The following is a 21006-nucleotide window of genomic DNA, read 5'->3' on the forward strand; positions in this document are numbered from 1 at the left end:
CTATGAAACTATTATATCATATTTCAAGCGTTTTCAAAAACTTCTAGTATCCATTTACAATCCCATTAAACCATGGTAAAATGAGAATTGTGAAAAAATTATCAGGAGACAATTCATGAAGAAATCTATCTTAACTACACTGCTTTTTGCAGTTCTTTACTTCCTCTGCATGGGGATTGGTGTCCTTTTGGGCAATTTCTTTGACCAAACTGGAAACATGTTTTATGCGCCTGCCTTTACTGCCCTTGTCGGCGGTGGCGTCTATATGATTCTAATCGCAAAAGTTCCGCGTTTTGGAGCCATTACCACTATCGGCCTTGTCATCGCCCTCTTTTTCTTGGGAACTAAACACGGTGCCGGTGCCTTCCTTCCTGGAATTATCTGTGGCCTCCTAGCAGATGGAGTAGCTCTTTTAGGAAAATATAAAGATCAAACAAAGAACTTCCTTTCTTTTATTCTCTTTGCCTTTAGCACATCAGGACCAATCCTACTTATGTGGATTGCGCCCAAAACCTATATGGCAACCCTTCTAGCAAGAGGAAAATCCCAAGAATATATCGACCGTATCATGGTCGCGCTAAATCCTGGAACCGTCCTTCTATTTATCGCAAGTATTGTCATCGGAGCCCTAGTGGGTGCCTTGATTGGACAAGCCTTGAGTAAAAAATTTGCACAGAAAATCTGATAAATAAAAAAGAGCCGTGCGGCTCTTTTTTACTTATGGCTCAATTTCTTAGTCAAGAAGTCTCCCAAGAATTGGATTGCAAAGATAATCAAAATGATAATGATAGTTGCCAAGATGGTCACATCGTGATTGTAGCGGTTAAATCCATAAGCGATGGCTACGTTACCGATACCACCAGCTCCAACCGCACCAGCCATAGCTGTTTCCCCAACAAGGGAAATCAAGGTCACAGTTGTCACACGGATTAAATCTGGAAGACCTTCTGATAGATAAACACCTACGATGTCCCAGAAGGTCGCTCCGCTAGCTTGAGCCGCCTCAATGACACCACCATCCAATTCAGCCAAGACAACCTGCACCTGACGGGCAAAGAAGGCAAAGACTGCAAAAGATAGGGGTACAATAGCCGCATTTGGACCAATGCTTGTTCCTACGATTAGATGAGAGAAGGGTGACAAGACTGCCAAGAGAATGATAAATGGAACCGCACGGAAAATAGAGGTGATTTTATCCAAAATCCAAAAAACGACCTTATTTTCCAAGACACCACCTGGCGCTGTCAAGACAAGGAAGAGACCTGCAACTAGCCCCAAGAACCCTCCGATGATGAAGGAAAGAACTGTCATATAGAGGGTTAGGTAGATGGCTGTTCCCCAGCCTGCCTGACCAGCCCAGCCCATCTTATAGACATTTGGCAAATAGGTTTGAATCAATGATTCCATCTTACTGTCCTCCCTTCAATACTTTTAGCTGTACGCCTGCCTGACGAATGGCTTCTTGAGCACCTGCTAGCGCTGCTTTTTCACCTGACAAGACCACCACCAATTCTCCAACAGGAGTGCCATCAAGAATTTCGATATTCCCATAGAGAATATTAGCCGTTACTTGGTAATGCTTGTACAATTCATTCAAAAGTGGCTCGTCTGTTGAAGCACCTGCATACTTGAGTTGCACTAAGAGACTATTTTCAGACAGGTTTTGCACAATTTCTTGCTTCTCGATTTTGACCATGGCTTCGTCAATACCTGTAGCTGTTGAGATAAAGTCTTGAGTCAAAGGTTGTTTAGGGTCTGAGAAGATTTCAAGGACGCTGCCCTCTTCAATCAAATGCCCATCCTGCATAACTGCCACACGGTTGGCAATGTCTTTGACAATCTGCATTTCATGCGTAATCAAGACAACAGTCAAGCCTAATTTTTGATTCAAATCTTGCAACAAGGCCAAAATCTGCTTGGTTGTCTTAGGATCAAGGGCAGAAGTTGACTCGTCTGAAATCAAGATTTTTGGATCATTTGCCAAGGCACGCGCAATGGCCACACGCTGTTTTTGCCCTCCAGATAATTGTGAAGGGTAGTTTTCAGCACGGTCTGCCAAGCCAACCAAGTCCAGCAACTTGGCTACTTTAGCCTTCTTTTCTTCCTTGCTGAGTCCAGAGTGTTTGAGGGCAAAGGCTACATTCTCTTCTGCTGTCTTTTGACTCATGAGGTTAAAATGCTGGAAAATCATCCCGATATCTTGACGTTTACGACGCAACTGCTCGGCCGTCAAGGTCACCTTACCATCAAAAATCACATCGTCGTCAATGGTAATTTTCCCTGCAGATGGTTTTTGCAAGAGATTAATCACCCGTACAAGGGTTGATTTCCCCGCTCCAGAATATCCAACGATTCCGTAGATATCCCCTTCTTGGATGTGAATGGTCACATCCTTGACCGCTGTGATGGTTCTCTTCTTTTGATGAAAAGTCACATCGATCTGATCTAACTTGATAATATCTCTACTCATAGCTTCTAATCAGCTCCTCTACTAATTCAATATGGGTGTAATAATCGGCGATTCGTACATTTTCATCTCCACCGTGGTCTCGGCTATTGGCATTTCCTAGACCGAAGGCCACCATTGGCACCTCTAGGGCATCAAAGACTGTATGCATAGGCCCTGTCCCCGCTGTCGTCGGCAAGACTGAGACGCCCTGTGGATAGAATTTCTTAGCTAACTCGATCACATTGAGAATGGCTGGTGCGCTCATATCGCTTCGATAGCTCATCTCTCCCAAGGTATAGTATAATTCTACCTTATCAAAGCCATTTTTGTCTAGCTGTTTCCGAATTTTTTCCAGAACATCATGCGGTTCTAGGCCAGGAACCAAACGAACTTCTAACTTAGCGCTGGCTTCTGCTGGCAAAATTGTTTTAACTCCTTGCCCTTGATAACCTGACTGAATCCCTTCGATATTAAGAGCTGGCTCAAAAAAGAAACGTTTTAGGAAGGCTGCACGGTCCTCTTGTAAGAGAGGCAATTCCAAACCATAAATCTGACTGATTTCCCCTGGATTTCGTTGGGCATAGGTATCCACCAAGGCCAATTCTCGTTCATTTGGCTCTTGTACTTTTTCGTACAAACCTTCAACCAAGATACGGCCATCTGCTGCACGAAGAGACTGTAAGGCTTGAAGGAGATACCACGGAGCTGATTCCACAACCCCACCATAACTAGAGTGAATATCCACATCAGCACTTTTTACCTTGGCATCAAAGGTCACAATCCCCTTATTTCCACCAGAAATTTCTAGCTGTTCCAAGGCATTTTTGGTCCCTTGTTCCCAGACCAACAAATCCGCCCCACGGAGTTTATCCGCATGTTTTTCCAGATACTTATCCAGGTCTGTCGAAGCTGATTCCTCCGCTCCCTCCATGATAAAACTGATATTGACAGGCAGGTCATCATGGTGTTGCATGTATTTTCTCAAGGCACTCAAACGAGCTGTGATATGACCCTTGTCGTCATCAACCCCACGCCCATACATGAAACCATTGCGGACCGAAAGCGTAAAGGGATCCTCTGTCCACACCTGATCCCCATCCGCTGGCACAGTGTCATAGTGGTTATAGAAAATCAGGGTCTTGGCATCTGGACGCGAACTCTTGAAATGTGCCATGACAAAAGGCGCCGTATAAGTCTCATCAATCTCCACTTCAGCCTCAACACGCTTAAAAATCTCACCCAGATAGTTGGCAACTTCTTTGAGACCCACCTGTTGGGCAAAGACCGACTTCTTAGAAATCAAGGTACGCAAAACCTCAAAATAATGCTGGGCCACATGATCCTTTTCAAATTTTTCAATCTGTTCTTGTTCACTAGGAAAAACCATATTCTCTCTACCTTTCTATGAACTACTTTTCCTGACAATCCATGCTCTATACAAAAGCAAGAGGTGGAATTTTCTCTCCCACCTCCCTGTTTCTTATTACCAAACTGGTTGATCCAAACCGTCTGATGTTTCTTCGATAACTTTTTTCACGTCATCTGTGTGGTAAGCTGCGATTACTTTCTTGATAGCATCAGCCTTAGGTGATGTTTCCCAATCTTTTTTCGCAACGATGATGTTGTACCATTGTTTTGAGTTTTCATCAGCTTGTTCTTTGAAAAGTGCTTTCTTGTAGTCCAATTTTGCTTCTGTAACGAAGGTATTGTTTACAACAGCAGCGTCAACTGATGACAATGAACGAGCTGTTTGGCTAGCGTCCAATTCAGTGATTTTCAAGTTCTTTGGATTTTCTTTGATGTTAGCAACTGTTGCAAGAGCAGTTCCTGAAACGTCCAATTTAATCAAGCCAGCTGATTGAAGCAAGTAAAGCGCACGGCTTTCGTTTGTAGCATCGTTCGGTACAGCGATTTCTCCGTTTGCTGGGATGTCTTCTACTTTAGTGTACTTGTTGTCACTTCCATTCAAACCTGAGTAAAGGCGGATTGGAGAGATGTAAGTATCAGCAATCGCTACAAGGTCTTTTCCGTTTTCTTTGTTCCAGTTGTTCAAGAAGTTATAGTGTTGGAAAGCGTTCAAGTCTACTTCGCCATCAGCAGTTGCCTTGTTTGGTTGTGAGTAGTCTGTGAACTCTGTAAATTCCAAAGTAATACCGTCTTTTTTAACTAATTCTTGGACTTTATCCCAACGAGCTTCTTCAGAACCGCTACGGTTAACAGTTGCGATTTTAACAGTTGTTGCATTATCTGCTTTCTTTTCTGAGTTTCCGCAAGCTGCAAGAGCCAAACCTGCGACTGTAGCAAGAGCTGCTACACCAAGCAATTTTTTGATTTTCATGATTCTTTCTCCTTAAAAATAATACCGTACTAGTATCTCACAATTTGTTTGATTTCACAAATTGTTATTAGATAGCCAGATATATAGTTTAAAACTATATCCCTAAAAACTGAGAAATCACCCACCTTACTCAGAATGGATGATTTCAAGAAATTATTTAATATCAGCTTCTGCTGGTAGATAATTGTCTCCGAAGAATTGTTTAGACAATTTTTCAAGAGTTCCGTCTTTGTAGAGTTCTTGGATGCGTTTGTCCACAAATGTTTTCAACTCATCTTGACCTTTGGCAAGAAGTGGGTAAACGTAAGGTTGTTGGTCGCTTGGAAGTTCGATAACTTTCAAGTTGTCCAAACCTTGGTTCTTGATAACTGTTTCAACACCGATTTTATCAAAAATCTTGTAGTCGAATTGCCCATCGCTCAAGCGTCCCATGATTTGTTGGAAGTCTGCTCTAGTGTAGTTAAGGACAGTTGGATTATCTGAGTGTTGCTTGTTATAGTCTTCTAACTGTTTAGCAGATGTTGTCCCTTGAACAACTTCTGTTGATTTTCCACCGATATCATCAAGCGATTTGATGCTAGAGTCGTCCTTCTTCACTACAAGAACGTTAGGGTTTTTAGCAGTTGGGGCTGCGTAAAGGTATTTTTCAGCACGTTCTTTGGTGTAGCTGATGTTGTTAACTGCCATTTGGTAACGGTCAGCGTCAAGTCCTGCAAAGACACCTGACCACTCTGTCTTCTCAAACTTGACATCATACTTGTCAGAATCTTTAAAGATAGCGCGAACCACTTCAATTTCATAACCAGTCAATTCACCATTTTCTTCATAGTTGAATGGTTTTGGTGAAGCATTGGTTGCAACGATAATTTCTTTCTTGCTAACTGCTTCTCCTTCTTTCTTAGCACCATCTGAGCAAGCTGCTAGAACACCTACAGCAACAAGTCCTAAGGCAGCAAGAGATGAGTATTTAACGATTTTTTTCATGTCATTTCCTCCAAAATAGAATACCTTATAATCTTAACAGAAAAAGAGCATTTACGCCATTATATGATATCTATCTCTGTGATAGGTTTTCTTTATGGCTGATTTAAAAGACCAAACGCAAGACGGCAATCAAGACCACTCCAAAGAGAACTGTTCCGACTAGATTGCGGTAGCGAAAGGCTACCCAAGCCGTTGGAAAGACTGCTAAGAAGTCCAGCCATTTGATTTGAGGAAGACTCCCAACCTTGCCTGTCACTACGCTTGAAAGAATCAAGGCAAAGATAATAGAAACAGGCAAGAATTTCAAAAAACGCTCAACGATTGCAGGCAAGCCCTTATACTTGACCAAGATGAAGGGAATCATACGGGGAATCCAAGTCACCAAGCCAGAGAAAATAACTGCTAATAAAAGATACTTACTGACCATCTAAAACCACCCCCATTGTACAACCTAGCAAGGTCGCAAACAGAACAGCTAGCGACTGAGACACCACTGTTAAGAGTAAAAAGAAGGACACCGCAACAACTGCTAGGATAATGAGCAGATTGCGGACAGGAATCCGTCTTTGCATAATCTGGAATTGCGAAGCAAAAATTCCAATGAACATCCCAACCAGGGCAAAATCCAAGCCAAAGATTTCTGGATTTGGCAGCAGACCACCCAGAGCCGTTCCGACAACTGTTCCCACAAACCAAGCCACATAGCTGTTGAGATTGTTTCCGTGCATCCACATAGGATGGACCTTGTCTGTATGGGCTAACTCGCCCATCAAAACGCCATAAGTCTCATCCGTCAAGAGACTAGACATACCGATATTTTGCCAGAGACTGGTATGACGGAAATAGGTTGACGCATGCAAACTCAACAAAAAGAGACGCAAATTAATCAAAAAGACCGTCATAGCAATAGCTGCCACAGGTGCTTGAACCGCAATCAGTGCCAGCATGGCAAACTGGGCGCTTCCAGCATAAACAAAGAGGCTCATCAAGCCCATCTCAACAGGTGTCACATAGGGCGCACCAATAATCCCACAGGCCAAGCCAATACTGACATAACCAAGGGCCGTTGGCATGGCTGCCTGCGCCCCCTCCCAAAATCCTTTTTCTTTCATCTTTCTCCTCATATTGTCTTAATAATACTCAATGAAAATCAAAGAGCAAACTAGGAAGCTAGCCGCAGGTTGCTCAAAACATTGTTTTGAGGTTGCAGATAGAAGCTGACACGGTTTGAAGAGATTTTCGAAGAGTATAAGTAGGCTGAAAAGGCTCCAGCCACAGCATGGACTATTATAACACATTCAGGAAAGAGAAAAAAGTCTGCTGATTGTAATCAGACAGACTCCATTTTATTCCATAGTATCAAAGGCAAGACTTGGTTTGGCATTGAGGTCCAAGTTTGCAAAATTTTCTTTGTTCCACTCGCTGACGCTGGCATAGGCAATCATTCCTGCATTGTCTCCACAAAGACGCAGTGGTGGGATGATGACCTTGACATCTGTGATTTCGGCCGCTAGGCGTTCTCTGAGACCTTTATTGGCTGCCACGCCACCTGCCACAACCAGGGTTTTAACAGGGTATTTTCCCAAGGCCTTCTTGGTTTTTGCCATAAGAATATCCAAGACAGCTGCTTGAAAGGAAGCACACAAATCCTCTGTGGACAAGCTTTCTCCCTTTTGCTCGGCATTGTGGTGAAGATTGATAAAGGCCGATTTCAAACCTGAGAATGAAAACTCCAGATTATCTTCCTTAATCATGGCACGAGGGAAATCATAAATATCCTGTCCCTGATGAGCTAGCTCGTCAATCTCACGACCAGCAGGATAGGTCAAACCCATGACACGGCCAACCTTATCATAGGCCTCACCAACCGCGTCATCTCGCGTTTCCCCAACAATCTTGTAGTCACCAGCCTCCGAAACATAAACCAACTCTGTGTGCCCACCGCTAACCAAGAGGGCTAGCAAGGGAAACTCCAAAGGCTCCACACTCTGAGCGACCATGAGGTGGCCAGCCATGTGGTTAACGGGAATCAGCGGAAGCCCATGTGCCCAAGCAAAAGCCTTGGCAGCTGACAAACCAACTAGTAAGGCTCCGACCAAGCCCGGTCCATAGGTAACCGCCACAGCTGTTACGTCCTCTTCGGTAATTCCTGCTTCTGCTAGAGCCTCCTCGATACAGGCTGTAATGACCTCGACATGGTGACGACTAGCTACTTCTGGCACTACGCCCCCAAAACGTTTGTGGCTCTCGATTTGACTAGCAATGACATTGGACAAGAGCTGGTCGTCTTTTTTTAAGACAGCGACACTGGTCTCATCACAGGATGTCTCAAATGCTAAAATATATCTATCCTTCATCTATTTCTCTCTTCATGATGATGGCGTCCTCGACTGGGTCATGGTAGTAGGCCTTTCGCTCAGCGATGACTGCCATCTTTTCTTTCTTGTAAAATGCTTGCGCTCTTTGATTTGACTTTCTAACTTCGAGAAAAATCTCCTTGTCTGTCGGCAATTGAGCAAACAAGGTCGAGGCAATCCCCTGACCCTGATAGGCTCCTTTAACAGCGATTTGCAGGACTTCTGCCTCAAAGATATTTTCCTGCACAGCTAGAAAGCCAATCACTTCTGCCCCATCATAAGCCAGAGCATACCAAGTCTGGTCTTGGGACAGGTCTGCTTGGATTTGTTCCAGAGTCCAAGGACTGACTGGGTAAACAGTTACCATGACAGCGTAGATGGCTTGAGCCAAGTCAGGCTGTTGTTGGATTCGTTTGATTTCTATCATAGGCGTTTAATGTAAGACTCGCCAGACTCGGTGTGATTCTTGAGCCAGTTTTCCTCAGCCTCAACACGTTTGAGGTAGTTCGGCACAAAATCATGCAAGGAGTCTGCTTCCTTGTCCCAAGCCAAAAGAGCAAGATTAGCTGCATTTGGCAGGGTTTCTTTGTAATTAGTCCTTGGCAAGTGTTCTTGAATCTGCTCCACAAAGGGGGCAACTTCTCCGACAAAGGTAACCTGACTAGCCCCCTTGATTAACTCAATCACTCGCTCAAAGGGTAAGTGCGCTTCTGGCATGACAGACTTAGCATTTTCATAAAATCCTGCATAAACATTGTTGCGACGCGCATCCATCAAAGGAACGAACAAACCTTCTTGTTGGTAGGGCACCAAAGCCAAGAGGCTAGACATACCAACCAACTCAATGTTCAGAGTATGAGCAAGTGTCTTAGCAGTTGCTACCGCAATTCGCAAACCTGTGTAGCTACCTGGCCCTTCCGCCACCACGATTCGGTCCAAATCCTTGGGCGTCCAATCCAAACTTGCCATCAAAAAATCAATGGCTGGCATGAGGGTAATACTGTGATTTTTCTTGATATTAATCGTCGTCTCGGCAAGAACCTGCTTGTCCTCTAAAATAGCGAGAGAAAGAGCCTTGCTGGACGTATCAAAAGCTAATACTTTCATAACACATTCCTATCTTTTTGTCTGCTTACTATTATACTACAAAAGCTGGCACATGGGAATTTTCTTTATCCCCAAACAAAAATGCCCCAGCATGAGCAGGGCATCTAAGCATTTAATCCAAAGTAAAATACAAACCAAACGACATAGGTTACAAGGAGGAGAAAAAGCGAGTAGAGAGTCACAAAGGTAATCTTCCACAAGAACTTGGTTTGTCGTTGTTCCAGTTTGGCAAATAGAAGATTCCCCGCATAAACGCAAGCAACAAAAACAATAAAAGCTACCAAGCGAGCTCCGATAGCAAAAGCAAATAAGTTATACATAGGGCAACCTCCTTGACTTAAAATCTATATGGAATTATGACAAACAATAAAACTCATTTCCATTATCAAAATAACATATTTTCTTTATTTTTGCAAACGTTTACTAAAGAAATCGTCCTGTGACTTTCTCGTTTCCGTCTTTTACTAATTTTTCATTTTGTGGTATAATTGAAATAATTGTAACGAATCAAGGTCAATCTAGACACAAAATGGAATGAAATTAAGCAAATTTATGCTAAAAGTTTGGAATAAGCTGACCTGTAAATAGAAAGGAACTATATGATTTACAAAGTTTTTTATCAAGAAACAAAAGAACGTAGCCCACGCCGTGAAACAACACGCGCACTATACCTAGACATCGATGCTAACTCAGAACTTGAGGGCCGTATCGCTGCTCGCCAACTTGTCGAAGAAAATCGCCCAGAGTACAATATCGAGTATATCGAACTCTTGTCTGACAAATTGCTAGATTACGAAAAAGAAACTGGCGCCTTCGAAATTACGGAGTTCTAATATGGCCTACACTCTTAAACCTGAAGAAGTCGGCGTTTTTGCCATCGGTGGTCTGGGAGAAATCGGGAAAAACACTTACGGGATTGAATACCAAGACGAGATTATCATCGTCGATGCTGGGATTAAATTCCCAGAAGATGACTTGCTGGGTATCGACTATGTCATTCCTGACTACTCATACATCGTGGACAATATCGACCGCGTCAAGGCTGTCTTAATCACACACGGACACGAAGACCACATCGGTGGGATTCCATTCCTACTCAAGCAAGCAAATGTCCCTATCTATGCTGGACCGCTTGCCTTGGCTTTGATCCGTGGAAAACTCGAAGAACACGGCCTCTTGCGCAACGCCAAACTTTACGAAATCAACCATAATACTGAGTTGACCTTTAAAAATCTCAAGGCAACTTTCTTTAGAACGACTCACTCTATTCCAGAGCCTTTGGGAATTGTCATTCATACTCCTCAAGGAAAAATCGTCTGTACGGGTGACTTTAAGTTCGACTTCACTCCAGTTGGAGAACCTGCGGACTTGCACCGTATGGCTGCCCTTGGTGAAGAAGGTGTTCTCTGTCTCCTGTCTGACTCAACAAATGCAGAAGTGCCAACCTTTACCAACTCTGAAAAAGTCGTTGGCCAGTCCATCATGAAGATTATCCAAGGCATTGAAGGACGTATTATCTTTGCATCCTTTGCTTCAAATATCTTCCGTCTCCAACAAGCAACAGAAGCTGCTGTTAAGACTGGACGTAAGATTGCGGTCTTTGGTCGCTCTATGGAAAAGGCCATTGTCAACGGAATCGAGCTTGGCTACATCAAAGCTCCTAAGGGAACCTTTATCGAGCCAAATGAAATCAAAGACTACCCTGCAGGCGAGGTTCTCATCCTCTGTACAGGTAGTCAGGGGGAGCCGATGGCAGCCCTTTCTCGTATCGCCAACGGAACCCACCGTCAGGTGCAACTCCAACCCGGCGATACAGTTATCTTCTCTTCTAGTCCAATCCCTGGAAACACTACTAGCGTCAACAAGCTGATTAACATCATTTCAGAAGCTGGTGTCGAAGTTATCCACGGTAAGGTTAACAATATCCATACATCTGGACACGGTGGCCAGCAAGAGCAAAAACTCATGCTCCGCTTGATTAAGCCAAAATACTTCATGCCTGTCCACGGTGAATACCGCATGCAAAAAGTCCACGCTGGACTAGCGGTGGATACTGGTGTTGAGAAGGACAATATCTTTATCATGAGCAATGGTGATGTGCTTGCTCTTACTGCTGACTCAGCTCGTATAGCAGGTCATTTCAACGCCCAAGACATCTATGTAGATGGAAATCGTATCGGTGAAATCGGTGCTGCTGTCCTCAAAGATCGTCGCGATCTATCTGAAGACGGTGTCGTTCTGGCAGTCGCAACTGTTGACTTCAAATCGCAGATGATTCTGTCTGGTCCAGACATCCTCAGCCGAGGCTTTGTCTACATGAGAGAGTCTGGCGACTTGATTCGCCAAAGCCAGCGTATCCTCTTCAATGCCATTCGTATCGCACTGAAAAACAAGGATGCTAGCGTGCAATCAGTCAATGGTGCCATTGTCAACGCTATTCGCCCCTTCCTTTATGAAAATACAGAACGTGAACCAATTATCATCCCTATGATCCTCACACCAGATGAAGAATAATACTCTTCGAAAATCTCTTCAAACCACGTCAACGTCGCCTTGCCGTATATATGTTACTGACTTCGTCAGTTCTATCTACAACCTCAAAGCAGTGCTTTGAGCAACCTACGGCTAGCTTCCTAGTTTGCTCTTTGATTTTCATTGAGTACAAGTCAACAAAACAGCCCCGTCTTCGGAGCTGTTTTTTCTCTATGCTTTCTTTTTAGATTAAAACTCAATAAAAATCGAAAGCAGACTAGAAGGCTAGGCGAAAGCATAACTTAAGTTAGGTGAGCCGAAGCCGACGACGTATCATTTTGATTTTTGAAGAGTTTTAGAAATACTACGATTTTTACCTTCAAGATACACCATCAAAATAGAAATGTCTGCTGGGTTTACTCCCGAGATACGGCTGGCTTGGCCGATGGTTTCTGGATTGATAAGTTTGAACTTCTGACGGGCTTCGGTTGCGATAGAATCAATGTCATCCCAGTCGATATTGGCTGGAATGCGCTTTTCTTCCATGCGTTTCATCTTGGCAACCTGGTCCATGGCTTTGGAAATATAGCCTTCGTACTTGATTTCTGTTTCAATCAATTCGATAATCTTGTCATCCAAGTCCTCTGCTGCTGGTCCGATGAAGGCCACCACATCTTGGTAAGACACTTCTGGACGGCGAAGGAATTCCTTGGCTGTCACTGCATCGGTCAACGGCTTGAATCCCATCTCCTCAACCTTAGCATTGGTTTCCTTGACTGGCTTGAGTTTGATACTGTCTAGGCGCTTCATCTCATTGTCAAATTGATTTTTCTTGATTTCAAAACGAGCCCAACGTTCATCATCCACAAGCCCAATCTCACGTCCCATCTCAGTCAAACGCATATCAGCATTGTCATGACGAAGAATGAGACGGTACTCGGCACGACTAGTCAAAAGGCGATAAGGCTCAATGGTTCCTTTGGTCACCAAGTCATCAATCATGACCCCGATATAACCGTCACTGCGCTTCAAAATCAATTCAGGCTTGCCTTGGATTTTCAGAGCCGCATTAATACCCGCGATAATCCCTTGGCCAGCAGCTTCTTCATAACCTGACGTTCCATTTGTCTGACCAGCAGTGAAAAGACCTGAGATTTTCTTGGTTTCCAGAGTTGCACGCAACTGATGAGGCAAGACCATATCATACTCAATGGCATAACCTGTCCGCATCATCTCTGCATTTTCCAAACCTTTGATGGAATGAACCAAGTCACGCTGGACATCCTCAGGCAGACTGGTTGAAAGTCCTTGAACATAGACTTCCTCTGTATTGCGCCCTTCTGGCTCAAGGAAGAGCTGGTGACGTTCCTTGTCCGCAAAGCGTACAATCTTGTCCTCAATCGACGGACAGTAACGAGGTCCCACTCCCTTGACCACACCTGTAAACATAGGCGCACGGTGGAGGTTGTTTTGAATAATCTCATGACTGGTACCATTGGTATAGGTCAACCAGCATGGCACCTGATCTTTGACATAATCCTCATCACGTGAAGTATATGAGAAATGATTAGGCGCTTCGTCTCCTGGCTGAATCTCTGTCACATCGTAGTTGATTGAAGAAGCCTTGACACGTGGAGGGGTTCCTGTCTTGAACCGACCGATTTCTAGGCCCAATTCCTTGAGATTATCAGCAAGGTTAATAGAAGCTAGGCTGTGGTTAGGACCTGATGAGTACTTGAGATCTCCGATGATAATTTCCCCACGGAGGGCGGTCCCTGTCGTCACGATAACAGCCTTGGCAGCATACTCTTGATGGGTCGCTGTACGAACACCGACAACTTTGCCGTCTTCAACCAAAATCTCATCAATCATAGTCTGACGAAGGGTCAGATTTTCTTGATTTTCAACCGTCTTGCGCATTTCCTTAGAGTAAAGCTCCTTGTCAGCCTGCGCACGGAGGGCACGGACAGCTGGCCCCTTCCCTGTGTTGAGCATCTTCATCTGGATGTAAGTCTTGTCAATAGTTTTGGCCATCTCGCCACCGAGGGCATCAACTTCACGCACAACAATCCCTTTGGCAGAACCACCGATAGAGGGATTGCAAGGCATGAAAGCCAGCATTTCAATGTTGATAGTCGCAAGCAAAACCTTACAACCCATACGGCTAGCTGCTAGGGATGCTTCTACCCCAGCGTGTCCCGCACCAATTACAATAATATCGTATTCTTCTGTAAAATTATATGTCATTTCTTAACCTTTCAAAAATTTCTCGTAAATAAGGAACTAACTTCTCCTCCTCTAGAGCTTGAGCCATAGTAACCCATTTAAAGTGCGTATGCTCTTCAGGATCTAATCTGATAATTGGCTTCTCCCCAACCCACTCTGCTTTATAAACTAATCGAGTAAAGACAGTATCCTTAGAAGTATCCAGTTGACTATCTTCGTGAAGAAGTTTGAGCAAACTGCTATCTAGCCTAACTCCCGCTTCTTCAATACATTCTCTAAGAGCTCCATCTCGCGGAAGTTCACCCTTTTCAACCCCGCCACCAGGAATATCCCAGTAAGTTGGATAAACATTGGGTTGTCCTCTTTTAATTTCCGAACGCTGAATGAGCAAATAATCATCTCCACTATGAACAAGTACATGGGCAATAAGCTTAACCATCCTTTTCTCTCCTATTTCTCAAGATGAATGTGTCTTAGTTGGCCGTCCCAAGTTGGTAGGGCTGTTTTTAAAAAGGCTGGAACTAGCTGGATATTCTGGAGTTCATCCAAGTCAATCCACTCACAAGGCTGCATTTTTTCGTCTTCCTGCATGGTCAATGGGGCATCCTCAAGCAAGTTCACCAGATAATGAAACTCGATGTTGTGATAGGAAACACCGTCTTGTTCAAAACGATTTTCAACTACGAAAGCTAGCTGTCCAGCTTGAGCTTTGACACCCAGTTCTTCCCTCACTTCACGGACTACCGCGTCTTCCGTTCTTTCATTGACTTGAATCGCACCACCGATAGTGTAATACTTGCCCTTGTCTTTGGTAACTAGGATCTTGCCATTTTGGAGAATCAAGGCTGTCGCCCGAACACCAAAGACCGTGTTCCCCACTTTGGTCCGAAAGTCTTGTTGAGTCATTTTTGTCCTTTCCCTTAAACGACACAAAAACAGTCAAAACTCGAAAGAAGTGCAGGACAAAAAGCCTGCAACATCCATGAGCTTTGACCATCATTTCTATTGCTTTTATTATTGTAGCAAATTGAGAAAATTTGTCAATCTAAATGTACTGACAAACTTGTCCGTCACGGTAAGCATTGTCAATCAAGCCACCACCTAGACACTCTTCGCCATCGTAAAATACAACTGCCTGTCCTGGTGTAATCGCGCGTTGTGGTTCCGCAAAGATGACCTCTGCCTTGTCTCCTTTGACATGGACGGTCACCTTAAAATCAGGCTGACGATAGCGGAATTTAGCCGTACATTCTAGCGTGAATTCCTCTGGCATCTCACGAGTAAAGTGGACTTGGCTAGCCTCTAGGCTGGTTGACATAAGCGAGTCATGGTAGAAACCTTGTCCTACATAGAGGATATTCTTGCTGAGGTCTTTTCCGACAACGAACCAAGGGGCATTGTCACCACCGTGTTGCCCACCGATACCAAGTCCACCACGCTGACCAATCGTATAGTACATAAGCCCAGCATGCTCGCCCATATCGCGACCATCCACAGTCATCATGCGACCAGGCTGAGCTGGCAGGTAGTTACTGAGGAAATTTTTAAAGTTCTTTTCTCCGATAAAGCAAATCCCTGTCGAGTCTTTCTTCTTAGCAGTTGCAAGGCCTGCTTCTTCTGCTAGTCTGCGAACTTCTGGCTTTTCCAAATGTCCTAGTGGGAACATGGTTTTTTGAAGTTGTTCTTGCGAAAGTTGGCTGAGGAAATAAGTCTGATCCTTGCCATTGTCCACGCCACGAAGCATGTGAACGATGCCATCCTCATCACGCGCCACTCGGGCATAATGCCCAGTCGCTACATAGTCTGCCCCCAAGGTCATGGCATAGTCCAAAAAGGCCTTAAACTTGATTTCCTTATTGCACATAACATCTGGATTGGGCGTGCGTCCTGCACGATATTCCGCTAGGAAATACTCAAAAACGCGGTCCCAGTACTCTTTTTCAAAGTTGACAGAGTAGTAAGGAATGCCAATCTGGTCTGCCACCGCAGACACATCCTTGTAATCTTCGGTCGCCGTACAGACGCCGTTTTCATCTGTGTCATCCCAGTTCTTCATGAAGATACCGATCACATCGTAGCCCTGCTCCTTGAGTAAAAGAGCCGTCACCGACGAATCAACACCACCACTCATCCCCACAACAACACGTGTTTTAGAGTTATCACTCATGGTAAGTCTCCCATCTATTCGTTTATTTATACCCCTCAAAATTCTATTTACTATGACTTTCAATAGAATTTATTTGAGTATAGTCATTTCGTTTGCTTTTAGTACTAGGCAACGAGTCGTAGGCATAACCTGAGTTAGGCAAGACGAGTTAACGACGTAATAAAAGATAAACGAAATGACTAGTTCACGATTGAAGATCGTGTGTGCTTAACGATTGAAGGTCGCTTGAGCAGTATTCATTATAACACGCTTGGTTAGAGAAGACAAGGAAGAGGCTGATAATCGACCAACCTCTCTGTAAATACATATATAATTGTTTAAAAAGAGGGTAATTTATAGCTTAATCCCTCTACTGCTTATTATCTTATTTATAAAATAAACTAAAAATGATATACTATATTGAGGAGGAATACGTACATGATCCCTTAAAGATACTACCATCCATGTACGTAGAACGATTGTGAAAAACTACAAAGATATTCTAAAATCAAAAAACACCATTTTTACTATTATCATTGTCGCAAGTCTTGGACTTTTAATAGGTTTAGTCATTCATCAAGAAAACATCTTAACAGAAAGAGGCAATATTGCTTTCTTCAAACGGCAAAAAAATGAACAAGATGTCGAGCAAGTAAAAAAAGCCATCAAAGATTTTAATATCGATTCTGAAACAATTATAGAGGATTGGAAAAAAATTCAAGAATTGAAGCCAAACACTGACGAAGGCAAGCAAATATTAGCAGACTTTCTTACTACTACGTCCGATAAAATCACCAATCATTATAGCGAAAAAGCTTTAAAAATGGATATAAAGGAATCCGATAGTCAGTTTGAAGATAAACAAACACTTGAAACAGCCATCACTTCCTTACAAAAAATACTAGAAATCATTAAAAGTGTCAACTCCACAAGCGAACAAGCCACTATTGATGAAAAAATAAAACCCATCCAAGAACTAATTTCTAAATTCCAAAAGCAAGTTGAAGTCTTGACCAAAAAAGAAGGACAAAAGACTGACAAAAAAGAAACAGGAACGACTAGTAGCGAGAGGGAAAGAGAAACCTATTCTTCAGGAGGAGAGAGCTACACTCCAACCTATACTGAGTCAAATGGGAGCAGATACAGTTCACAAGCGCCTGCAAGCGAACAACCTTCATCTGATAGTGCTGGCAGCAACGGAAATGATGTGGCAAGTACACAAAATCAAGCAGCTAATACTTCAGAAGTTCAAGCAGAGACTAATACCAATAGTAACAATGCTGGAGTTCCCACAACAAACAGTGATGATCTCGCTAGTTTAGGTGGCGGAGTTACATCATTCGGTCAGCAGTAAGCAATCGGCTATCACTAATTTAATTGTCTTTTATCGAACAAAGTATATAAAAGGCTAACAAAAACTAACTTCTAAATAAAACCACACAGTCATTCCAATCTTGAACATAATCAAATTGAATGGAATACTGTGTGGTTTTTGAATTGTTGAACATTCAGAGATTCCATTTTTGGGGCAATTGTCTATCAGAATGTCCTTTTATCTGTCAATAATCCTAAAAAATCTTGTCGTTTCAAGTCGGAGAAATGTTTGGCGGAAAGACTTCCCTTTTGAAGTCCATCATCTCTGACCTGCAAATAATAGCTATGTTGGCTTGTTTTAATTGTCAAAAAATCGCCCAATACAAAAACTCTTTTCCAGTTGCGAATCTCAAATTCTTTCATCTCTGATTTTGGAATGCGGATAAGTCCTTGCCGCAAATCGCGATGGTGCTCACTTGTGAAAGTCATCCCATTCCCAAGATTTCTTATCAGCAGTTCATCTGGAGTCACCATCACCAGCGCTATTTTAGTTAAGAAAATTTCAACTGTTGGTGGTAAAATCGCCAAATTAAACCAGGGATGTAGGTAGCGATAGGCTAAGAAATAATGAGGCTCCTCACCCAATCCTAGTTGTTTATATAAGGCCTTGACCTCACTATCTAACCTCGCTTCAAAAGACACATCCGAATGCTCTTCTTCCTTCCTCTGATTAACATAACGCATCCAGACTAGGAAACCTATAAAGACTAGGACAAATATTCCTGATAAAAGATATTTTAAATTGTAGTTCATCACTTAACCTCCTGATTCACTACTCCGCCCAAAGCAGAGTCCTATTTATTTTGAAAATAGTTCCATAACAACTTTAAATAAGACTGGTGTCATTAAAATTAGGATAATTCCTATCACAAATATCATAACTACTCGAAAAAGCTCCTTAATTTTAAACATTTTTCCACGCCTTTTCTAGCTACATCATAGTACTCATTAACCCCATTTTAAAATTACACCAAACTTATTTTAGCTTTCTTTTCTACTTTTTATATTACTATGATACAATATTTTTAATAGGATTTTATTGTTTGTTAACTTTTTTCACGAAAAGGAGAAAATCATGCGTTATGATTTTGGAAAGGTCTATAAAGAAATACGTGAGTCAAAAGGATTGACCCAAGAAGAGGTCTGTGGAAATGTTCTCTCAAGAACTAGCCTATCAAAGATTGAAAGTGGCAAGGTAACTCCCAAATATGAAAACATGGAATTTCTTCTCCGACAGATTAATATGAGTTTTGAAGAGTTTGACTATATCTGCCATCTCTATCAGCCGAGCCAACGGACAGAAATCATGCAAACTTATCTCAATATGAATTCCATCATTGGTGGCAGTGGTCTAGTTCATTTTTTTGAAACATGCCAAAACTATCTCAAGACCCATCACGACCTGCCCATAGAAGAAATCAGGGATATGCTTGAAGTTGTCATTCATATCCGTCAACATGGTACAGAGCAACTGTCAGACCAAGTGAAACAAACTGTCAAAAAACTTTGGGAAAAAATTGAAAAACAAGATACATGGTATGAAAGCGACCTAAAAATCCTCAATACCATCCTTTTCAGCTTTCCTATTGAACACCTCCATCTCATCACTGAAAAAATCTTGCAACGCTTAGAAGTCTATAAAAACTATCAACATTTATATGACTTGCGAATGGCAATCCTACTCAATCTTTCCACCATTTACTTATATCATCAAGACAAAAACATGTGTCAACAAATCTGCTACACTTTATTGGAGGATGCCAAGAACAAAAAAAGCTACGATATGCTTGCTATCTGCTATGTCCGTATTGGGATTTGTAGGAATGATGCTAAATTTATCCAAAAAGGGTTCTCCCTTCTGGAGCTGACCGATGAAACTTCCATTCTAGCCTTTCTCAAAAAAGAAGTGGAGATCTATTATCAACCGAAAGAAATATAAAAAAGTCGAGGGATTTCCTCGACTTTTTCAAATTATTCTGTTCGTTATTTCTTAATACCAGCCGTTGTTAAGCCAGAAGTTTTTCGCAGCTGACCATGAACCGTAACGTCCTGCAACATAGGCATCTGCTACACGTTCTTGGTTAGCAGCTGAGTAGTCACCGTTCAAGTATGAATCTGTCAATTGGTAACGTCCAATGTATTGGCCGTTTGTAGCTGTGTAGCTACCACCTGATTCTTTTTGAGCAATCCATTCTTTAGCTTCTGCTTCAGATCCGCTTACAGTTGCGGCTGGTGCTGAAGTTTCTGCTGTAGCAACAGTTTCTTCTGCTACAGGAGCGCTTGCAGCTGGTGCTGCTTCTTCTACTACTTCTGTAGTTTCTGCTACTGGAGCTGAAACAGTTTCATCTTGAGCAGCTGGTGCTGCATAAGTAGCTGGCGCTGGTGTTGCTGCTGGTGCTACTGGACCGTCGATAACCAACTCTTGACCAACATAAATCATATGGATGTTGTCAATGTGGTTGTTTTCTGCCAATTTCTCAACAGTTGTGTTGTGAGTTTCAGCGATTTCTGAAAGTGTATCACCTTCTTTAACAGTGTAAGTTGATGATTCTTGAGCAGATACAAATGATGGAGCAAATACTGCAAACAAGGCAGCTACTCCTGCAAGAGTTGTTTTAATCTTTTTAGTTGTTGATTTCATATTTGAAAATTCTCCTTCTTTCTATAGTTCTATCATACCCTTTAAATATTACCGTTTCTTGACACTTTTATGTAGAAATATTACAAAATTATTTTTTATTTCCCTAAATAAGCTATTTTTTGTTACAAAAGATGCTTTTTTATGCTATTTGTAGTGTAAAAAGGTTTTCATCCACAATTAAAGCCAAGACCTTCATTCTTTGATATAATAGAGATAAGAATTTTTATAAGGGGAAACTGATGAAATCACTTCGTTTTCAATCTGTCTTTGATATCATCGGACCAGTTATGATTGGCCCATCTAGTAGCCATACAGCTGGTGCTGTTCGTATTGGGAAGATTGTCTCTTCCATTTTTGATGATACTCCGACAGAAGTCGAATTCCAACTATTTAACTCATTTGCCAAGACCTATCGTGGTCACGGAACAGACCTAGCCCTTGTTGCAGGTATTTTGGGCATGGATACAGATGATCCTGAAATCCCAAACAGCCTGGAAATTGCCCACAAGCGTGGCATCAAGATTGTCTGGACCATTCAGAAAGACAGCAATGCCCCTCACCCAAACACCACTAAAATTACCGTTAAAAATGCTCATAAGACCATTAGCGTGACTGGTATTTCTATCGGGGGAGGAAATATTCAGGTAACCGAACTCAATGGCTTTGCCGTCTCTCTCAATATGAATACACCGACTATCATCATTGTTCATCAAGATATTCCAGGTATGATTGCCCTCGTAACAGAGGCCCTTTCACGCTATGGTATCAATATCGCCCAAATGAATGTCACTCGTGAAAAAGCTGGTGAAAAAGCTATTATGATTATCGAAGTTGACAGTCGCAACTGTGATGAGGCCATCGAAGAAATTCGAAAAATCCCTCATCTCCACAATGTCAATTTCTTTAAATAGG

General features: G+C 42.5%; 23 protein-coding genes. 6 read left to right on the plus strand and 17 right to left on the minus strand.

The genetic code is table 11. The features are described from left to right. Positions 1-115 precede the first annotated feature (115 nt). Entirely contained in the window at positions 116-685 is a 570-nt protein-coding gene (locus tag K1I71_RS04885; protein WP_223330350.1) for an MptD family putative ECF transporter S component, read from the plus strand. A gap of 29 nt (positions 686-714) precedes the next feature. Here the strand turns inward: K1I71_RS04885 and K1I71_RS04890 are convergent, their stop codons facing one another. From K1I71_RS04890 to K1I71_RS04940, 11 genes are all read right to left on the minus strand, one after another. Next, positions 715-1407 carry a methionine ABC transporter permease gene (locus K1I71_RS04890; RefSeq protein ID WP_000444647.1) on the minus strand — a complete coding sequence of 231 codons (693 nt, stop codon included), beginning with the start codon at positions 1405-1407 and terminating at the stop codon, positions 715-717. 1 nt (position 1408) lies between these two features. After that, the gene (locus K1I71_RS04895; protein WP_004260936.1) at positions 1409-2470 is read right to left on the minus strand and encodes a methionine ABC transporter ATP-binding protein; all 1062 of its coding nucleotides are present in this window, start codon (positions 2468-2470) and stop codon (positions 1409-1411) included. After that, a complete protein-coding gene (locus tag K1I71_RS04900) occupies positions 2463-3836 on the minus strand; it encodes a M20 family metallopeptidase (protein ID WP_042751774.1) in 1374 nt (457 codons plus the stop codon). Before K1I71_RS04900 ends, K1I71_RS04895 begins: the two co-directional genes overlap by 8 nt. 96 nt (positions 3837-3932) lie before the next feature. Then, positions 3933-4787, minus strand: coding sequence for a MetQ/NlpA family ABC transporter substrate-binding protein (locus K1I71_RS04905; protein ID WP_223330351.1), 855 nt, complete (start codon positions 4785-4787; stop codon positions 3933-3935). A gap of 153 nt (positions 4788-4940) precedes the next feature. Then, the gene (locus K1I71_RS04910; protein WP_223330352.1) at positions 4941-5771 is read right to left on the minus strand and encodes an amino acid ABC transporter substrate-binding protein; all 831 of its coding nucleotides are present in this window, start codon (positions 5769-5771) and stop codon (positions 4941-4943) included. Positions 5772-5874: 103 nt separating this feature from the next. Then, positions 5875-6198 carry an AzlD domain-containing protein gene (locus K1I71_RS04915; RefSeq protein WP_000253936.1) on the minus strand — a complete coding sequence of 108 codons (324 nt, stop codon included), beginning with the start codon at positions 6196-6198 and terminating at the stop codon, positions 5875-5877. Further along, positions 6188-6883 (minus strand): AzlC family ABC transporter permease, encoded by a 696-nt coding sequence (locus K1I71_RS04920; protein ID WP_223330353.1) that lies wholly within the window; start codon positions 6881-6883, stop codon positions 6188-6190. Before K1I71_RS04920 ends, K1I71_RS04915 begins: the two co-directional genes overlap by 11 nt. Positions 6884-7117: 234 nt before the next feature. Further along, positions 7118-8128 (minus strand): tRNA (adenosine(37)-N6)-threonylcarbamoyltransferase complex transferase subunit TsaD, encoded by a 1011-nt coding sequence (gene tsaD, locus K1I71_RS04925; RefSeq protein ID WP_223330354.1) that lies wholly within the window; start codon positions 8126-8128, stop codon positions 7118-7120. Then, positions 8118-8555 carry a ribosomal protein S18-alanine N-acetyltransferase gene (gene rimI / locus K1I71_RS04930; RefSeq protein ID WP_000569837.1) on the minus strand — a complete coding sequence of 146 codons (438 nt, stop codon included), beginning with the start codon at positions 8553-8555 and terminating at the stop codon, positions 8118-8120. The genes tsaD and rimI overlap by 11 nt, the downstream gene beginning before the upstream one ends. Beyond that, a complete protein-coding gene (gene tsaB / locus K1I71_RS04935; protein ID WP_000865703.1) occupies positions 8552-9235 on the minus strand; it encodes a tRNA (adenosine(37)-N6)-threonylcarbamoyltransferase complex dimerization subunit type 1 TsaB in 684 nt (227 codons plus the stop codon). Before tsaB ends, rimI begins: the two co-directional genes overlap by 4 nt. A gap of 104 nt (positions 9236-9339) precedes the next feature. Next, positions 9340-9555, minus strand: a complete 216-nt coding sequence (locus K1I71_RS04940; RefSeq protein ID WP_000282475.1) for a hypothetical protein — start codon at positions 9553-9555, stop codon at positions 9340-9342. A gap of 279 nt (positions 9556-9834) precedes the next feature. Between K1I71_RS04940 and K1I71_RS04945 the strand changes: the two genes are divergently transcribed. After that, positions 9835-10068, plus strand: coding sequence for a DNA-dependent RNA polymerase subunit epsilon (locus tag K1I71_RS04945; RefSeq protein WP_000639571.1), 234 nt, complete (start codon positions 9835-9837; stop codon positions 10066-10068). Position 10069: 1 nt separating this feature from the next. Continuing rightward, positions 10070-11749 carry a ribonuclease J1 gene (rnjA, locus tag K1I71_RS04950; protein ID WP_000331986.1) on the plus strand — a complete coding sequence of 560 codons (1680 nt, stop codon included), beginning with the start codon at positions 10070-10072 and terminating at the stop codon, positions 11747-11749. A 291-nt stretch (positions 11750-12040) separates the two neighbouring features. Here rnjA and mnmG read toward each other — a convergent pair whose 3' ends face one another. From mnmG to mnmA, 4 genes are all read right to left on the minus strand, one after another. Beyond that, positions 12041-13954, minus strand: coding sequence for a tRNA uridine-5-carboxymethylaminomethyl(34) synthesis enzyme MnmG (gene mnmG / locus K1I71_RS04955; RefSeq protein ID WP_000221904.1), 1914 nt, complete (start codon positions 13952-13954; stop codon positions 12041-12043). After that, positions 13944-14372: an NUDIX hydrolase gene (locus K1I71_RS04960; RefSeq protein ID WP_000239792.1), complete on the minus strand. Its 429-nt coding sequence runs from the start codon at positions 14370-14372 to the stop codon at positions 13944-13946. The genes mnmG and K1I71_RS04960 overlap by 11 nt, the downstream gene beginning before the upstream one ends. Positions 14373-14383: 11 nt before the next feature. Next, the gene (locus K1I71_RS04965) at positions 14384-14839 is read right to left on the minus strand and encodes an NUDIX hydrolase (RefSeq protein ID WP_223330355.1); all 456 of its coding nucleotides are present in this window, start codon (positions 14837-14839) and stop codon (positions 14384-14386) included. Between the two features lie 139 nt (positions 14840-14978). Further along, positions 14979-16100 (minus strand): tRNA 2-thiouridine(34) synthase MnmA, encoded by a 1122-nt coding sequence (gene mnmA / locus K1I71_RS04970; RefSeq protein WP_223330356.1) that lies wholly within the window; start codon positions 16098-16100, stop codon positions 14979-14981. Positions 16101-16560: 460 nt separating this feature from the next. Between mnmA and K1I71_RS04975 the strand changes: the two genes are divergently transcribed. Next, positions 16561-17433 (plus strand): hypothetical protein, encoded by an 873-nt coding sequence (locus K1I71_RS04975; protein WP_045605193.1) that lies wholly within the window; start codon positions 16561-16563, stop codon positions 17431-17433. 185 nt (positions 17434-17618) lie between these two features. On the opposite strand, the gene K1I71_RS04980 is transcribed toward K1I71_RS04975, so the two are convergent. After that, positions 17619-18206, minus strand: coding sequence for a hypothetical protein (locus tag K1I71_RS04980; RefSeq protein ID WP_045605195.1), 588 nt, complete (start codon positions 18204-18206; stop codon positions 17619-17621). A gap of 322 nt (positions 18207-18528) precedes the next feature. Here K1I71_RS04980 and K1I71_RS04985 point away from each other — a divergent pair, with 322 nt between their 5' ends. Beyond that, positions 18529-19392, plus strand: coding sequence for a helix-turn-helix domain-containing protein (locus tag K1I71_RS04985; RefSeq protein ID WP_223330357.1), 864 nt, complete (start codon positions 18529-18531; stop codon positions 19390-19392). Between the two features lie 51 nt (positions 19393-19443). On the opposite strand, the gene apf is transcribed toward K1I71_RS04985, so the two are convergent. Further along, positions 19444-20094 (minus strand): aggregation-promoting factor, encoded by a 651-nt coding sequence (apf, locus tag K1I71_RS04990; protein ID WP_223330358.1) that lies wholly within the window; start codon positions 20092-20094, stop codon positions 19444-19446. Between the two features lie 239 nt (positions 20095-20333). Here apf and sdaAB point away from each other — a divergent pair, with 239 nt between their 5' ends. Continuing rightward, positions 20334-21005: an L-serine ammonia-lyase, iron-sulfur-dependent subunit beta gene (gene sdaAB / locus K1I71_RS04995; RefSeq protein WP_000838912.1), complete on the plus strand. Its 672-nt coding sequence runs from the start codon at positions 20334-20336 to the stop codon at positions 21003-21005. Position 21006: the final 1 nt, after the last annotated feature.

It is taken from the genome of Streptococcus mitis, assembly GCF_019929545.1.
Lineage (GTDB): Bacteria > Bacillota > Bacilli > Lactobacillales > Streptococcaceae > Streptococcus > Streptococcus mitis_BU.

Excerpts from the sequence above, each read along its gene's own strand:
- K1I71_RS04885 (WP_223330350.1), top strand. The coding sequence starts at position 116 with ATGAAGAAATCTATCTTAACTACACTGCTTTTTGCAGTTCTTTACTTC.
- K1I71_RS04890 (WP_000444647.1), bottom strand. The coding sequence starts at position 1,407 with ATGGAATCATTGATTCAAACCTATTTGCCAAATGTCTATAAGATGGGC.
- K1I71_RS04895 (WP_004260936.1), bottom strand. The coding sequence starts at position 2,470 with ATGAGTAGAGATATTATCAAGTTAGATCAGATCGATGTGACTTTTCAT.
- K1I71_RS04900 (WP_042751774.1), bottom strand. The coding sequence starts at position 3,836 with ATGGTTTTTCCTAGTGAACAAGAACAGATTGAAAAATTTGAAAAGGAT.
- K1I71_RS04905 (WP_223330351.1), bottom strand. The coding sequence starts at position 4,787 with ATGAAAATCAAAAAATTGCTTGGTGTAGCAGCTCTTGCTACAGTCGCA.
- K1I71_RS04910 (WP_223330352.1), bottom strand. The coding sequence starts at position 5,771 with ATGAAAAAAATCGTTAAATACTCATCTCTTGCTGCCTTAGGACTTGTT.
- K1I71_RS04915 (WP_000253936.1), bottom strand. The coding sequence starts at position 6,198 with ATGGTCAGTAAGTATCTTTTATTAGCAGTTATTTTCTCTGGCTTGGTG.
- K1I71_RS04920 (WP_223330353.1), bottom strand. The coding sequence starts at position 6,883 with ATGAAAGAAAAAGGATTTTGGGAGGGGGCGCAGGCAGCCATGCCAACG.
- tsaD (WP_223330354.1), bottom strand. The coding sequence starts at position 8,128 with ATGAAGGATAGATATATTTTAGCATTTGAGACATCCTGTGATGAGACC.
- rimI (WP_000569837.1), bottom strand. The coding sequence starts at position 8,555 with ATGATAGAAATCAAACGAATCCAACAACAGCCTGACTTGGCTCAAGCC.
- tsaB (WP_000865703.1), bottom strand. The coding sequence starts at position 9,235 with ATGAAAGTATTAGCTTTTGATACGTCCAGCAAGGCTCTTTCTCTCGCT.
- K1I71_RS04940 (WP_000282475.1), bottom strand. The coding sequence starts at position 9,555 with ATGTATAACTTATTTGCTTTTGCTATCGGAGCTCGCTTGGTAGCTTTT.
- K1I71_RS04945 (WP_000639571.1), top strand. The coding sequence starts at position 9,835 with ATGATTTACAAAGTTTTTTATCAAGAAACAAAAGAACGTAGCCCACGC.
- rnjA (WP_000331986.1), top strand. The coding sequence starts at position 10,070 with ATGGCCTACACTCTTAAACCTGAAGAAGTCGGCGTTTTTGCCATCGGT.
- mnmG (WP_000221904.1), bottom strand. The coding sequence starts at position 13,954 with ATGACATATAATTTTACAGAAGAATACGATATTATTGTAATTGGTGCG.
- K1I71_RS04960 (WP_000239792.1), bottom strand. The coding sequence starts at position 14,372 with ATGGTTAAGCTTATTGCCCATGTACTTGTTCATAGTGGAGATGATTAT.
- K1I71_RS04965 (WP_223330355.1), bottom strand. The coding sequence starts at position 14,839 with ATGACTCAACAAGACTTTCGGACCAAAGTGGGGAACACGGTCTTTGGT.
- mnmA (WP_223330356.1), bottom strand. The coding sequence starts at position 16,100 with ATGAGTGATAACTCTAAAACACGTGTTGTTGTGGGGATGAGTGGTGGT.
- K1I71_RS04980 (WP_045605195.1), bottom strand. The coding sequence starts at position 18,206 with ATGAACTACAATTTAAAATATCTTTTATCAGGAATATTTGTCCTAGTC.
- K1I71_RS04985 (WP_223330357.1), top strand. The coding sequence starts at position 18,529 with ATGCGTTATGATTTTGGAAAGGTCTATAAAGAAATACGTGAGTCAAAA.
- apf (WP_223330358.1), bottom strand. The coding sequence starts at position 20,094 with ATGAAATCAACAACTAAAAAGATTAAAACAACTCTTGCAGGAGTAGCT.
- sdaAB (WP_000838912.1), top strand. The coding sequence starts at position 20,334 with ATGAAATCACTTCGTTTTCAATCTGTCTTTGATATCATCGGACCAGTT.